Here is a 15,656-nt window from a genome sequence, read left to right as displayed (position 1 = left end):
TGATATAACAGTGCATCTCTATAGAGAAAATAGCTGTTTATATTAAGGAAACGATAAGCCAGCAAAAGATAAAAAAACTAGTAGAATTATTCTGAAAAATATAATAAAATAAGAAAAAAGCTTTCCCAAAACTAAAATATTACATAGAAGAAGGGGGATTTTTTAATGGCAAAGCAAATGAAAACGATGGATGGAAATACTGCTGCTGCATATGTCTCTTATGCATTTACTGATGTTGCAGCAATTTATCCAATTACCCCATCATCAAACATGGCAGAGTTTGTAGATGATTGGGCTGCTCATGGAAAGAAAAATATTTTTGGACAAGAAGTACAAGTTACAGAACTTCAATCAGAAGCTGGAGCAGCTGGAGCAGTACACGGTTCTTTGGCAGCTGGAGCATTAACAACAACTTTTACTGCTTCACAAGGACTTCTTTTAATGATTCCAAATATGTATAAAATCGCAGGAGAGTTACTACCTGGAGTATTCCATGTAAGTGCGCGTGCCGTAGCAAGCCATGCATTATCTATTTTTGGTGATCATTCAGACGTTATGGCTACACGTCAAACAGGATTTGCATTACTTGCATCTGGTAGTGTGCAAGAAGTAATGGATTTAGGTGGTGTTGCACATCTTGCTGCAATCAAAGGTAAGGTACCATTCTTACACTTCTTTGATGGATTTAGAACTTCTCATGAAATTCAAAAGATAGAAGTAATCGATTATGAAGATTTTGCAAAGCTTGTAGACCGTGATGCTATTAAGGCTTTTAGAGATAATGCACTAAATCCTGAGCATCCAGTTACAAGAGGAACTGCACAAAACCCTGATATTTTCTTCCAAGCAAGAGAAGCATGTAATAGATACTACGAGCAAATACCAGATATTGTAAATGATTATATGCAAGAAATCAGCAAAATTACAGGAAGAAGCTACAAGCCTTTTGACTATGTAGGAGCGCCTGATGCTGAAAGAGTAATCATTGCAATGGGATCTGCAACAGAAGCAATTGAAGAAACTGTTGATTATTTAGTAGCAAGAGGAGAAAAAGTAGGTTTAATCAAGGTTAGATTATACAGACCATTCTCTTCAAAATACTTCTTTGATGTATTACCAAGCACAGTTAAGAAAATTGCTGTACTTGATAGAACAAAAGAGCCAGGAGCACTTGGAGAGCCATTATATCTAGATGTTTGTACATTATTCTATGAAAAAGAAAATGCACCAATCATCGTAGGTGGACGTTACGGATTAGGATCAAAAGATACAACACCTTCACAAATTAAGGCTGTATTTGACAATCTTGCATTAGATACGCCTAAGAACGGATTTACTGTAGGTATTGTTGATGATGTAACAAATACATCATTAGAAATAAAAGAAGAAATTTCAACAGTTCCAGAAGGAACAATCACATGTAAATTCTGGGGATTAGGATCTGATGGTACAGTAGGAGCAAACAAAAATGCTATTAAGATCATCGGTGACAATACAGATATGTATGCACAAGGATACTTTGCATATGACTCTAAAAAATCTGGTGGAGTAACTATTTCTCACTTAAGATTCGGTAAGAAGCCAATAAAATCTACTTATTTAATCAGTAAAGCAGATTTTGTATCATGTTCAACACCTGCATATGTAAATCAATATGATTTACTAGAAGGATTAAAGCCAGGAGGAACATTCTTACTAAACTGTAGATGGGCTCCAGAAGATTTAGAAGAAAAACTACCTGCAGCTATGAAAAAATATATTGCAGAGAACAATATTGACTTTTATATCATTAATGCAACAGATATCGCAGCAGAGATCGGACTTGGAAACAGAACAAACATGATTATGCAATCTGCATTCTTCAAATTAGCAAAAGTAATTCCACTAGATGATGCAGTAAAATACTTAAAAGATGCGATTGTTAAATCATATGGTAAAAAAGGTGAAAAAGTTGTTAGCATGAACCATGAAGCAGTGGATCAAGGAATCAATGCATTAGTAAAAATTGATGTGCCAGCTTCATGGGCAAATGCAGAAGTAGCAGAAGAAGCTGCTGTAACAACTGATGAGCCAGAATTCATCAAAAATGTATTAAGACCTATGAATGCACAAAAAGGAGACAAACTTCCTGTAAGTACTTTCGTAGGAAGAGAAGATGGAACATTCCCACATGGAACAGCAGCATATGAAAAACGTGGTATTGCTGTAAATGTACCTGAGTGGATTAAAGATAACTGTATCCAATGTAACCAGTGTTCATTCGTATGTCCACATGCAGCAATCAGACCAATTCTTGTAAATGAAGAAGAAAAGAAAAATGCACCAGAAACTTTTGAAACATTAAAAGCTATGGGTAAAGGATTAGAAGGATACGAGTATCGTATGCAAGTAAGTGCATTAGATTGTACAGGATGTGGAAACTGTGCAGACATTTGTCCTTCAAAACAAAAAGCATTAGTTATGAAACCTATTGAAACACAAACAGAAAAAGAAGTTCCAAACTGGGATTATGCAATGACTGTTTCTCCAAAACAAAATCCAATGAAGAAAGAAACAGTAAAAGGAAGCCAGTTCGAGCAGCCACTTCTTGAGTTCTCAGGAGCATGTGCTGGTTGTGGAGAAACACCATATGCAAAAGTAATTACACAATTATTCGGAGATCGTATGATGATTGCTAATGCGACAGGATGTTCTTCAATTTGGGGAGCTTCAGCACCAGCTACACCATACTGCAAAAACCATGAAGGTAAAGGTCCAGCTTGGGCAAACTCACTATTTGAAGATAATGCTGAGTATGGATATGGTATGGCACTTGGTGTAAAACAAATGAGAAACAAATTAGCAGACTTAATGAAAGAATTACTTTCACTAGATCTTTCTGAAGAAACAAAAGCACCATTTGCTGAGTGGTTAGAAGGAATAAATGATGCAGAAGTTTCTAAAGCTGCTACAGCAAAAATTCTTAAAGTTTTAGAAGCAAAAGATACATTAGATTCAAAAGCGAAAGAAATCTTAGAGCAAATTGAAGAGAAGAAAGACTTCTTAATCAAGAAATCTGTATGGATTATTGGTGGAGATGGATGGGCAAATGATATCGGTTATGGTGGACTTGATCATGTCCTTGCATCTGGTGAAGATGTAAACATCTTAGTATTTGATACAGAAGTTTACTCAAATACAGGTGGACAGTCTTCAAAAGCTACACCAACAGCAGCTGTTGCAAAATTCGCAGCATCTGGTAAAAAAGTTAAGAAAAAAGACCTTGGTATGATTGCAACAACATACGGTTATGTATATGTAGCACAAGTAGGTATGGGAGCAGACAAGAACCAATTCATGAAAGCAATCACAGAAGCTGAAAAATATAATGGACCATCATTAATTATTGCATACGCTCCATGTATCAACCATGGTATTAAAGAAGGTATGGGAAGAGCTCAAGCTAACATTAAGCAAGCAGTAGATGCTGGATACTGGCATTTATATAGATACAACCCAATGCTTAAAGAAGAAGGTAAAAATCCATTTATCTTAGATTCTAAAGAGCCAACAGCAAGCTTTAGAGAGTTCTTAGAAGGACAAGTAAGATATACATCATTAAAACAACAATTCCCTGAAATTGCTGAGGAATTATTTGAAAAAGCTGAAAGAGAAGCAAAAGAAAGATACGAAACTTACAAAAAAATGGCTCAATAATAAAAAGTGTGTAGCATTTGCTACACACTTTTTTATTGGTCTAAATTTTCATCAAAAGGCTTATCAATAGTATAATGACCCATCAACGTTTCTTGTTTTTTGCCGTCTACTAAAAATTGCACCTTTTGTACATCTTCAAGAGAAGTGAGAGAATATACAATCTGACCGATAATAAAAAACTCTTGCAAAGATCCTCCATTTAAATTTTGAGAAGATACGTTTACATAAGCAATACCATTTTCTATTTTTGCATCTAGGAAAATTAAATCCTTATTTATCTGTGTATTGGCATTTTCTATATTCGGATCTTTTTTCAGTTCATTAAGGATTGATAATACATGATTGTTAGTAGGATTTATTTTCTTTTTTACAGTAATAAATTTATCTAGTGCCTCATTTCCTGTTTCAATGTATGCTTCATTGGCATAATATAAGGTGACTTCAATTTCATGTTTCGAATTATTTATAGATGTACATCCACTTACGAATAGAAGTATGATGCATAAAAGGCATATGGATTTTTTCATATTTATTCCTCCTGACGTTTACTTTTTTACATTATATCATGGAAAAGCGAGTGAAAATTAAAGGAAATAAATATAAAAAATATTTGAAAAATTTAAAAATATTTGATTTAATATAAATAGGGCAAAACATTTTATGAACAAAAGGGGGAAAACACATGGGGTTAGCAGTTTTAAAAGTGCAGGAAAGAGAGTTAAAAAAGAAGAATGAATTAAAAAAATTAAGAAAAGAAGGATTTATTCCAGCTATTATTTATGCACACAACAAAAAGACAAAGCAAATTAAATTAAACAGACAAGAAGTAGATAAAACATTAAATCACTATGGAGTAGGTTCAAGCGTATATCTTGAAATGGGAAATGAGATAAAACATGCAATCATAAAAGATATTCAAAGGCATACAACCAAATTAAACGTCTTACATATAGATTTGCAAGAGTTAGATGCAAATGAAAAAGTAAGAGTTAAAATTCCTATACATTTAGTCAATAAATCAGCTGTAGAATCGAGTACTTCTGTCATACAGCAGCAGATGACAGAATTAGAGATACAAACTTATCCAAAGTACCTGAAACAATCTATAGAAGTTGATGTATCCAATATAAAATATGGAGAGCCATTTATCGTAAGCCAATTAGAAATCTACAATGATCCAAATATTGAAGTATTAAATGGAGCAGAAGAAATAGTTGCATTGCTTACTGAATCTACTAAATTAGAAGAAAAAGAAGATCAGGATTCAGATGATTTGTTAAAAATGCTTTATTAATTATAGGTAATCAACTTTTAAAGGAAATATAAAAAGAACGTTCATTCCAGATAACTTTTTGCAATATCCCTCTATGAAATTTTGTAGGTAGCAGTATATAAAAAAAAGAGATTGGAGATACTGACTACTAGACTTAACCATAGGGAGGGATGTTTGTGCGAAAATCCGTTATTAATGCAGATATGAGAAATGAAATAGGTTCTAATGCATGTCATAAAATAAGAAATGCAGGGCATGTTCCAGGAGTAGTTTATGGACACAATGTGCGTACAAGAGCAATAGAATTAGATACGAAGGAAATAGACAACATTATAAGGAGCTATGGAACAAATGTACTTTTAAATTTACATGTAGGGACAGACCATTCAACAGTTATGATAAAAGAGGTACAAAGAGATCCAGTAACAAATGCATTAAAACATGTAGATTTTCAAGAAGTTTCTCAAAATGAAAGAATACATACAACAGTACCTATTAAGCTTATAGGAAAAGAAAAAGTAGAATCAAGTATAGGGGTAGTGCAGCAGCAATTAAGAGAAGTACATGTTGAGTGTTTACCAAATAGAATTCCAGAAAGCATACAAATTGATGTATCACTATTAGCACCAGGAAACCCATTAAAAATAGGAGATGTAGAGTTTGGTGAAGAAATCAGTGTATTAAATGAACCTCATGAAATTGTAGCAGCACTTACAAAAGCTGAAAGAAGAATTGAAGAGGAAGAAGATGAGGGTTTACTTGAAAAAATAAATGAGACACCAAATATAAAGTAGGCAAATGAATTTGCCTACTTTATTATATGGATAAATAAGTTCAAAAGGAAATATAAAGAACGTTCATTCCAGATAACTTTTGAAAAAAAGTTATCAAAGTCATTCACTTATCTTTATATTTCCTTTTTTAATTATTGATGTTGCTTTTTTTTATAGATATCCAATTTTAAAAATAAACATAAAGAACATTTATTCCAGGTAACTTTTAATAAATTTGAATAAATTACCATTTGACGCATTTAAATAAACATGGTAATATATATCTTGTCGTTACAAAGAGGCAATTGTAGTAAGGGGCTACAAGGAGAACAAAAAATGTAGCACTTACAAAAAAGTTGTTGACAGATTCGACGAAATATGCTAATATAAAAAAGTCGTCAGGACAATGATGAAACAATTTGATCTTTGAAAACTATACAGTGTAAGAAATTAAGCCAGCAATAATTTTTAACCTCGAAAGTTTTGTTTGAGAGTTTGATCCTGGCTCAGGATGAACGCTGGCGGCGTGCCTAACACATGCAAGTCGAGCGAAGCGAATATGACAGATTCTTAGGATGAAGTTGTATAAGCTTAGCGGCGGACGGGTGAGTAACGCGTAGGCAACCTGCCCTATACAGAGGGATAGCCTCGGGAAACCGGGATTAATACCTCATAAAACTCTAGTATCGCATGATACATGAGTCAAAGATTTATCGGTATAGGATGGGCCTGCGTCTGATTAGCTAGTTGGTGAGGTAAAGGCTCACCAAGGCGACGATCAGTAGCCGACCTGAGAGGGTGATCGGCCACACTGGAACTGAGACACGGTCCAGACTCCTACGGGAGGCAGCAGTGGGGAATATTGCACAATGGGCGAAAAGCCTGATGCAGCAACGCCGCGTGAGCGATGAAGGCCTTCGGGTCGTAAAAGCTCTGTCCTAAGGGAAGAAAACTGACGGTACCTTAGGAGGAAGCCCCGGCTAACTACGTGCCAGCAGCCGCGGTAATACGTAGGGGGCGAGCGTTATCCGGAATCACTGGGCGTAAAGGGTGCGTAGGCGGCCGATAAAGTCTGGGGTGAAAGGCTACGGCTCAACCGTAGTAAGCCTTGGAAACTTATTGGCTTGAGTGCAGGAGAGGAGAGTGGAATTCCTAGTGTAGCGGTGAAATGCGTAGATATTAGGAGGAACACCAGTGGCGAAGGCGACTCTCTGGACTGTAACTGACGCTGAGGCACGAAAGCGTGGGGAGCGAACAGGATTAGATACCCTGGTAGTCCACGCCGTAAACGATGAGTGCTAGGTGTCGGGGGGTACCACCCTCGGTGCCGCAGCTAACGCATTAAGCACTCCGCCTGGGGAGTACGGTCGCAAGACTGAAACTCAAAGGAATTGACGGGGACCCGCACAAGCAGCGGAGCATGTGGTTTAATTCGAAGCAACGCGAAGAACCTTACCAGGACTTGACATCCTCTGCATTAACCTTAACCGGTGAAATCCCTTCGGGGACAGAGAGACAGGTGGTGCATGGTTGTCGTCAGCTCGTGTCGTGAGATGTTGGGTTAAGTCCCGCAACGAGCGCAACCCTTGTCTTTAGTTGCCAGCATTTCGGATGGGCACTCTAGAGAGACTGCCGGGGACAACTCGGAGGAAGGTGGGGATGACGTCAAATCATCATGCCCCTTATGTTCTGGGCTACACACGTGCTACAATGGCTGGTACAACGGGAAGCGAAGGAGTAATCCGGAGCAAATCCCTAAAAAGCCAGTCTCAGTTCGGATTGTGGGCTGCAACTCGCCCACATGAAGCTGGAGTTGCTAGTAATCGTGGATCAGAATGCCGCGGTGAATGCGTTCCCGGGTCTTGTACACACCGCCCGTCACACCATGGGAGTTGGGGGCGCCCGAAGTCAGCTATCTAACCATTTGGAGGAAGCTGCCGAAGGTGAAACCAATGACTGGGGTGAAGTCGTAACAAGGTAGCCGTATCGGAAGGTGCGGCTGGATCACCTCCTTTCTAAGGGGAAAGGCTTAACTTACACTGTTTAGTTTTGAAGGATTAAGTTTGGGCTTGTAGCTCAGGTGGTTAGAGCGCACGCCTGATAAGCGTGAGGTCGGAGGTTCGAGTCCTCCCAAGCCCACCATTTAAATCTTTCATGTACTTTGAAAACTGAACAATGCATAAAATACAATTTCTGGTCAAGTTATAAAGAGCATAGGGTGAATGCCTTGGCACCAGGAGCCGAAGAAGGACGTGGTAAGCTGCGATAAGCCTCGGGGAACTGCAAGCAAGTTTTGATCCGGGGATTTCCGAATGGGGAAACCCACCTAGGGTAATACTTAGGTACCCACTACTGAATCCATAGGTAGTGAGGAGGCATACCAGGGGAACTGAAACATCTAAGTACCCTGAGGAAAAGAAAGAAAACTCGATTCCCTAAGTAGCGGCGAGCGAAAGGGGATTAGCCCAAACCTAGAAAATTTTTTCTAGGGGTTGCGGATATACTCATAAGAGCGAAGAATTTGTAGCCGAAGAGGTCTGGAAAGGCCCACCATAGGAGGTAATAGTCCTGTAGGCGAAACAAAGTCTAGCTTGAGTATACTCCAGAGTACCACGAGACACGTGAAACCTTGTGGGAAGCAGGGGGGACCACCCCCCAAGGCTAAATACTACCTGGTGACCGATAGCGCATAGTACCGTGAGGGAAAGGTGAAAAGAACCCCGGGAGGGGAGTGAAATAGAACCTGAAACCCTATGTTTACAAGCAGTGGAAGTTCTTTATATGAACGACCGCGTACTTTTTGTAGAACGGGCCAACGAGTTACGGTATGCAGCAAGGTTAAGTAGTTAAGCTACGGAGCCGCAGCGAAAGCGAGTCTGAATAGGGCGATTTAGTTGTATGCCGTAGACCCGAAACCGGGTGACCTATCCATGAGCAGGTTGAAGCGGAAGTAAAAATTTCGTGGAGGACCGAACCCATGTCTGTTGAAAAAAAGGCTGGGATGACTTGTGGATAGCGGAGAAATTCCAATCGAACTCGGAGATAGCTGGTTCTCCCCGAAATAGCTTAGGGCTAGCCTCAAAGTTAGTGATACGGAGGTAGAGCACTGAATGTCCTAGGGGCCCTCACCGGTTACCGAAGACTATCAAACTCCGAATGCCGTAATCATATCTTTGGGAGTCAGACTATGTGTGATAAGATTCATAGTCGAGAGGGAAACAGCCCAGACCGTCAGCTAAGGTCCCTAAGTACAGGTTAAGTGGAAAAGGATGTGGGATTGCATAGACAACTAGGATGTTGGCTTAGAAGCAGCCACTCATTTAAAGAGTGCGTAATAGCTCACTAGTCGAGTGATCCTGCGCCGAAAATTACCGGGGCTCAAACCTGTCACCGAAGCTACGGCTTGTCGTAGTATGAATACTGATTTTAGAAAAGAGCAAAGGAAGAAGGTAAGCTTTGCCGAAGGTATCCTACGGATACAAGCAAAGGCCTTCGGCCAAATAACCAAAAAGCTCAAACAAAGCTCTAAGGTTAGTATTCATATTACGACAGGGGTAGGGGAGCATTCTATACGGGCTGAAGTCATACCGAAAGGAATGGTGGACTGTATAGAAGAGAGAATGTTGGCATGAGTAGCGAGAGGTAGGTGAGAATCCTACCCGCCGAAAACCTAAGGTTTCCTGAGGAAGGTTCGTCCGCTCAGGGTTAGTCGGGACCTAAGCCGAGGACGAAAGTCGTAGGCGATGGACAACAGGTTGAAATTCCTGTACCACCGAAAATCGTTTGAGCAATGGGGGTGACACAGGAGGATAGGCTAAGCGCACCGTTGGTTGTGTGCGTCTAAACCCGTAGGGAGTCTATGTAGGCAAATCCGCGTAGGCAATCCTGAAAGGTGATGGGAGCGAAATATAGTAGCGAACTTGCTGATTCCACACTGTCGAGAAAAGCCTCTAGCGAGATCTAGGTGCCCGTACCGCAAACCGACACAGGTAGGTGAGGAGAGAATCCTAAGGCGAGCGAGAGAACTATTGTTAAGGAACTCGGCAAAATGACCCCGTAACTTAGGGAGAAGGGGTGCCACGGTAGGGTGTTAAAGCCCGAGGTGGCCGCAGAGAATAGGCCCAAGCGACTGTTTAGCAAAAACACAGGTCTCTGCTAAGTCGAAAGACGATGTATAGGGGCTGACGCCTGCCCGGTGCTGGAAGGTTAAGGGGACGTGTTAACGTAAGTGAAGCACTGAACTTAAGCCCCAGTAAACGGCGGCCGTAACTATAACGGTCCTAAGGTAGCGAAATTCCTTGTCGGGTAAGTTCCGACCCGCACGAAAGGCGTAACGATTTGGGCACTGTCTCAACAATAGACTCGGTGAAATTGTAGTACCGGTGAAGATGCCGGTTACCCGCAGCAGGACGGAAAGACCCCGTGGAGCTTTACTGTAGCCTGACACTGGATTTTGGTATTACATGTACAGCATAGGTGGGAGACTTAGAAGCATGTACGCCAGTATGTGTGGAGTCGCCGTTGGGATACCACTCTTGTAATACTGAAGTTCTAACCAGAAGCTGTGAATCCAGCTTTGGGACACTGTCAGGTGGGCAGTTTGACTGGGGCGGTCGCCTCCTAAAAGGTAACGGAGGCGCCCAAAGGTTCCCTCAGCGCGGTCGGAAATCGCGCGTAGAGTGTAAAAGGCAGAAGGGAGCTTGATTGCGAGACTTACAAGTCGAGCAAGGACGAAAGTCGGGCTTAGTGATCCGGTGGTTCCGAGTGGAAGGGCCATCGCTCAACGGATAAAAAGCTACCCCGGGGATAACAGGCTTATCTCCCCAAGAGTCCACATCGACGGGGAGGTTTGGCACCTCGATGTCGGCTCGTCTCATCCTGGGGCTGAAGTAGGTCCCAAGGGTTGGGCTGTTCGCCCATTAAAGAGGCACGCGAGCTGGGTTCAGAACGTCGTGAGACAGTTCGGTCCCCTATCCGCTGTGGGCGCAGGAAATTTGAGAGGAGCTGTCCTTAGTACGAGAGGACCGGGATGGACGTACCTCTGGTGTATCAGTTGTCGCGCCAGCGGCATGGCTGAGTAGCTATGTACGGACGGGATAAGCGCTGAAGGCATCTAAGCGCGAAGCCCCCCTCAAGATTAGATTTCCCATGACGTAAGTCAGTAAGACCCCAGAAAGACCATCTGGTTGATAGGCCTAAGGTGTAAGGGCAGTAATGTCTTAAGCTGATAGGTACTAATAGGTCGAGGACTTGACCAAATATATGCATTGTTCAGTTTTGAGGGTACAACCTCTAATCCAGTGACAATAGCGAAGGGGTCACACCTGTTCCCATACCGAACACAGAAGTTAAGCCCTTCAGCGCTGATGGTACTTAGGCGGAGACGCCTTGGGAGAGTAGGTCGTCGCTGGTTTTAAAAAGACTCAGAATATATATTCTGAGTCTTTTGTTGTTTTTGTGAAAAAAGACGAATAGATATTGTATGCAGAAGAATAAAGAAAACTATATATTGTGGGATGTATAACAAAATTGGACAATAAAAGGAAAAATAGGACAAAAGAACCAACAATATAACAAAGGAAAAATAAAATGTATATAGAATATATATGCATAAAAGAGGATGGAAAAGGATGATTATATATGATTTTGAAAATAATATTTCTTATTATGCTGTGTATACCTATTGCCTGTTTTATTAGTTATTTGATAATAGATACAGCCATAGATTTAAAAAATTCTAAAAGAACAAGGAAAAGAAGGAATAAATCTATATCTAAAGATGAATCTTCTAAAAAGCGTCATCTTAGAGTTGCAAAATAGTATAAAAAACATACAAAAGCTTCCATTGGAAGCTTTTTTGTATTGCGTAAAAAAAAAGAAAGTGATATGATAATATTTGTACTATAAAGACCATATAAGATAAGGAGAAGAGAATATGGCACTTATTAGGCAAACCATAAGACAGAAAAAGCTTTCCTTATGGAAAGTATTGTTTATGATATGTGGCCCTATCTATATTATGAATATAGCCATAAAATTATTTAGTAGATTCAATCCAGTCATAGCTACTGTTGGAGGTTTGGTTACATTTTTAGGGGCAGTGGTTGCGTGTGTTGTGATTATCTATAATCATGTGGCTTATTTTAACTACAAGATAATAGATGATGAACTTATTATGGAAAAAGTTTTTGGAAGAGCTAGTCATTTGTTTCTAACTTTAAAACTGAATGATTTAGAACAATTCAAACCATATGATGAAATCAATATGCAAAAAGTAAAGAACGAAAAAGTAAAAGTATATAAGTTTGTATCAGGAAGAAATACGCAAGAATGGTATGCAGGAGAATTCACTAGAAGCGGTGATAGGTATATGTTTATCATAGAACCAAATAAAGAATTACTAAATACCATTTTGTCTTTTAATACTCAATCATAAAAATTACTATGTCATATGACATAGTAATTTTTTTGCTTTAAAATTAAAAAAATAATAACGAGACATACTAAAACTGAATAAAATAATAAATATAGGATAATAATCCATAATAAAAAGGTTGGTGAGCTGTATGAGCCATGAAACCATTACATGTTATATTTGCAAAAAAGATACTTCAGAGTATATTCAATTATTGGATGGATACATATGTAAAGAATGTGAGATGAATATAAGTACTCTAGATCATGATGATATAAAGTATGAATACTATAATTATATGCTCAAAAAAATGTGGCACAAATTTTTGATTAGTTTATAATTTTCTTCAACATTAAAAAACAAAGTCATTAGCATAGGGTTAATGGCTTTGTTTTTTGGTATAATAAAGGAAAATATGAATTCTATAAAAAACTTTCCCTTAGTATGATAAAATAGATAGTAGACTTTATATTTATAACAGGAGGATCAGATTTGTGAAGGGCAAATTATTCGTAATAGAGTCAGGAGTAGATGCAAGTGGAAAAGCGACACAATCAGAAAAACTATATAAAAGACTTATAGATGATGGAAGGAAAGTAAAAAAAATTACTTTTCCTAATTATGAAAGCCAATCTTCAGCACTAGTGAAGATGTATCTAAATGGAGATTTTGGGCAAAAGGCAGATGATGTAAATCCTTATACAGCTTCAACCTTTTATGCAGTAGATAGATTTGCTTCATATGTGACAGAATGGAAAGATTTTTATCAAAATGGTGGTATTATCATTGCAGATCGATATACCACATCAAACATGGTACATCAAGCTTCAAAGTTTGATTGTAAAGAAGAAAAACTAGACTTCTTAGAGTGGTTATGGGATTTAGAATTTATAAAGATGAAACTACCTATTCCAGATGAAGTAATTTTCTTAAATATGAATCTAGAGGTAAGTTATCAATTGATTAAAAATCGATCTAATAAAATTACTGGACAGATAGAAAAAGATATCCATGAAAGAGACTTTGAATATTTACAGAAAACTTATGAAAATGCACTATGGGTAGCTAAGCAGTATCATTGGTTTGAGATTAACTGCACACAGAATGATATGCTTAAATCTATTGAGGAGATTCATGAAGAAATTTATCAAAAGGTAAAAGCAAAGCTTTAAAGGGAGCAAAATATGCTCTCTTTTATTAGAAAGGGGTTAGAGTATGAAGCTAATTATTGCCATTATCCATGATGAAGATGCTTTAAAATTAGTTAAAAATTTGACAGAACAAGGATATAGGGTAACAAAATTAGCATCTACAGGGGGATTCTTAAGATCAGGAAATACCACTTTATTTATAGGAATAGAGAAAGAAAAGGTAGATCATGTTATAGAGATTATAAAGGACCAATGTAAAAGTCGGAAAGAAATACAGCCAGCTCCTACACCTATGATAGGGAATTCATCAATGTTTATAACTTATCCTATAGAAGTGAATGTAGGAGGGGCAACTATATTTGTAGTAGACGTAGATCGTTTTGAGAAGGTGTAGTATAGAATAATGGAGGATTTTAATGGGGTTTAAAGATATTGTAGGACAAGAAAAGACCATAAATTTTTTAAAAAGATCTATAAAAAACAAAAGAATTGCACATGCATATATATTTGAAGGACCAGAAGGAGTAGGAAAGTTTAATACTGCTATAGCTTTTGCAAAGGGGATTCAATGCAAAAGCTATCATGAAGATGCTTGTAATATTTGCTCATCATGTTTGAAAGTCAACGGAGGTAACCATCCAGACATTAAAATCATTGAGCCAGAAGGAAAAAGCATCAAAAACAAACAAATTGAAGAATTTCAACAGGATTTATCACGAAAGCCTTATGAGAGCAATAAAAAGATATATATTATAAAAGATGCTAATAGTATGACAGCTAGTGCACAAAACAGGCTGTTAAAAACATTAGAAGAGCCGCCAGAATATGCGGTGATAATACTAATGAGTAACAATGTAAGCAGTTTTTTACCTACAATCAAGTCTCGTTGTCAAATACTAAAATTTCATCGGATTGGAGAAAAATATATTGAAGCTTTTCTAATCAATAAATATAAAATAGAAAAGGATGAGGCAAAAGTTCTAGCAGCTTTTTCTGATGGAATTATTGGAAAAGCAATAAAATTAAAAGAATCAGAGGAATTTAAGACAAAACGAGAAGAAACAATACAGGTAATTGAGAAAATCCTGAAAAAAGATCCATTAACTCCTTTTGAGGAGGTTGAATTTTTTCAAAAGCATAAAGACCATATTGATGAAATATTAGATTTTATGCTTTTTTGGTTTAGAGATATTATGATTATTACTCAGACAAGAACGGATAAGTTTTTGATAAATTTAGATAAAAAAAATACTTTACAAAATCACATGCATCATATAGCATATGAAAAAATAGGAGATATTATTACTGTAATAGAAAAAACAAAAAATGATATAAAAGCAAATGTTAATTTTCAATTAGCAATTGAAATGATGCTTTTAACCATGCAGGAGGTATAAAATGGTAACTGTTGTAGGCGTAAGATTTAAAAAAGCTGGAAAAATATACTACTTTGACCCTGATGCTATTGAAGTAAAAAAAGGTCAAAATGTAATTGTTGAGACTGCTAGAGGGGTAGAATTTGGAGAGGTTGTAGTTGGACCTAAGGAAGTTATGGAGGAAGATATTGTTGCTCCTTTAAAAAAAGTATTAAGAGTTGCTACCCTTGAGGATGAAATACAAAACAAGCAAAACATAGAAAAGCAAAAAGAAGCTTTTGAAATATGTTTAGAAAAGATTATGCAGCATAAGCTAGAAATGAAGCTTATAGATGTAGAATACACATTTGACAATAACAAAGTGATATTCTATTTTACAGCTGATGGAAGGGTAGATTTTAGAGAATTAGTAAAAGATTTAGCAGCAATATTTAAAACAAGGATAGAGCTTAGACAGATCGGGGTAAGAGATGAAGCAAAGATGATAGGAGGATTAGGCCCTTGTGGAAAATCTCTTTGCTGTGCAACTTGGCTTGGGGATTTTGAGCCAGTATCTATAAAAATGGCAAAAGAACAAAGTTTATCTCTAAATCCAACAAAAATATCAGGAATCTGCGGTAGGTTAATGTGCTGCTTAAAATATGAGCATGAAATGTACCAATGCTTACGTGAAAATCTTCCTGAACCTGGTGAAAAGATTTTAACACCAGATGGATTAGGAATAGTAGTAGAGAGTAATGTACTTTTAGAGTGTGTAAAGGTGCGTCTTATATTAAAAGAAGGAAAAGATGGGAAAGATGATAAACTAAGTGAAGATATAGAAGTTTATAGTAAAGATGCAGTAAAAAGAATGTGCTGCTGCAAAAGAAAAGAAGAAACAGACGAAAAAATCATAGAGGAAGATTTAGATCAATAGTTATAATTTACATGGTGATTGGAAATACTTAGTTAGGAATGGCATTTTGTAAGGGT

Annotated in this window: 11 protein-coding genes, 1 tRNA gene and 3 rRNA genes; 14 read left to right on the top strand and 1 reads right to left on the bottom strand. The window is 37.8% G+C overall.

Features of this window, described 5'->3' with window-relative positions; genetic code table 11:
* The first annotated feature begins 165 nt into the window (after positions 1 to 165).
* Positions 166 to 3,696, top strand: coding sequence for a pyruvate:ferredoxin (flavodoxin) oxidoreductase (nifJ, locus tag FQB35_RS14655; RefSeq protein ID WP_148810581.1), 3,531 nt, complete (start codon positions 166 to 168; stop codon positions 3,694 to 3,696).
* A 32-nt stretch (positions 3,697 to 3,728) separates the two neighbouring features.
* Here the strand turns inward: nifJ and FQB35_RS14650 are convergent, their stop codons facing one another.
* Positions 3,729 to 4,223 (bottom strand): GerMN domain-containing protein, encoded by a 495-nt coding sequence (locus FQB35_RS14650; RefSeq protein ID WP_148810580.1) that lies wholly within the window; start codon positions 4,221 to 4,223, stop codon positions 3,729 to 3,731.
* A 155-nt stretch (positions 4,224 to 4,378) separates the two neighbouring features.
* Here FQB35_RS14650 and FQB35_RS14645 point away from each other — a divergent pair, with 155 nt between their 5' ends.
* The 13 genes from FQB35_RS14645 (at position 4,379) to FQB35_RS14585 (ending at position 15,600) form a co-directional block, all read left to right on the top strand.
* The gene (locus tag FQB35_RS14645; protein WP_148810579.1) at positions 4,379 to 4,990 is read left to right on the top strand and encodes a 50S ribosomal protein L25; all 612 of its coding nucleotides are present in this window, start codon (positions 4,379 to 4,381) and stop codon (positions 4,988 to 4,990) included.
* 155 nt (positions 4,991 to 5,145) lie between these two features.
* Entirely contained in the window at positions 5,146 to 5,763 is a 618-nt protein-coding gene (locus FQB35_RS14640; protein ID WP_168198373.1) for a 50S ribosomal protein L25, read from the top strand.
* A gap of 462 nt (positions 5,764 to 6,225) precedes the next feature.
* Positions 6,226 to 7,757, top strand: a 16S ribosomal RNA gene (locus FQB35_RS14635).
* Positions 7,758 to 7,807: 50 nt separating this feature from the next.
* Positions 7,808 to 7,884 (top strand) — tRNA-Ile (locus FQB35_RS14630).
* A gap of 53 nt (positions 7,885 to 7,937) precedes the next feature.
* Positions 7,938 to 11,000, top strand: a 23S ribosomal RNA gene (locus FQB35_RS14625).
* A gap of 38 nt (positions 11,001 to 11,038) precedes the next feature.
* Positions 11,039 to 11,155: ribosomal RNA gene (gene rrf, locus FQB35_RS14620) — 5S ribosomal RNA — on the top strand.
* The 16S, 23S and 5S rRNA genes sit together here with 1 tRNA gene alongside, the layout of an rRNA operon.
* Positions 11,156 to 11,382: 227 nt before the next feature.
* Complete coding sequence (locus FQB35_RS14615) at positions 11,383 to 11,562, top strand: hypothetical protein (protein WP_148810577.1); 180 nt, start codon at positions 11,383 to 11,385, stop codon at positions 11,560 to 11,562.
* A 115-nt stretch (positions 11,563 to 11,677) separates the two neighbouring features.
* Positions 11,678 to 12,178, top strand: a complete 501-nt coding sequence (locus FQB35_RS14610) for a hypothetical protein (protein WP_148810576.1) — start codon at positions 11,678 to 11,680, stop codon at positions 12,176 to 12,178.
* Positions 12,179 to 12,308: 130 nt separating this feature from the next.
* Positions 12,309 to 12,497 (top strand): sigma factor G inhibitor Gin, encoded by a 189-nt coding sequence (locus tag FQB35_RS16705; protein WP_148810575.1) that lies wholly within the window; start codon positions 12,309 to 12,311, stop codon positions 12,495 to 12,497.
* Between the two features lie 154 nt (positions 12,498 to 12,651).
* The gene (locus FQB35_RS14600; protein ID WP_148810574.1) at positions 12,652 to 13,329 is read left to right on the top strand and encodes a dTMP kinase; all 678 of its coding nucleotides are present in this window, start codon (positions 12,652 to 12,654) and stop codon (positions 13,327 to 13,329) included.
* A gap of 43 nt (positions 13,330 to 13,372) precedes the next feature.
* Complete coding sequence (locus tag FQB35_RS14595) at positions 13,373 to 13,702, top strand: cyclic-di-AMP receptor (RefSeq protein WP_148810573.1); 330 nt, start codon at positions 13,373 to 13,375, stop codon at positions 13,700 to 13,702.
* Positions 13,703 to 13,724: 22 nt separating this feature from the next.
* Positions 13,725 to 14,705 (top strand): DNA polymerase III subunit delta', encoded by a 981-nt coding sequence (holB, locus tag FQB35_RS14590; RefSeq protein WP_148810572.1) that lies wholly within the window; start codon positions 13,725 to 13,727, stop codon positions 14,703 to 14,705.
* Between the two features lies 1 nt (position 14,706).
* Positions 14,707 to 15,600 carry a PSP1 domain-containing protein gene (locus tag FQB35_RS14585; RefSeq protein ID WP_148810571.1) on the top strand — a complete coding sequence of 298 codons (894 nt, stop codon included), beginning with the start codon at positions 14,707 to 14,709 and terminating at the stop codon, positions 15,598 to 15,600.
* The last annotated feature ends 56 nt before the right edge of the window (positions 15,601 to 15,656 follow it).

Origin of the sequence: Crassaminicella thermophila (genome assembly GCF_008152325.1) — a bacterium.
GTDB classification, from domain to species: domain Bacteria; phylum Bacillota; class Clostridia; order Peptostreptococcales; family Thermotaleaceae; genus Crassaminicella_A; species Crassaminicella_A thermophila.
This window is presented reverse-complemented; position numbering and strand designations above follow the sequence as displayed.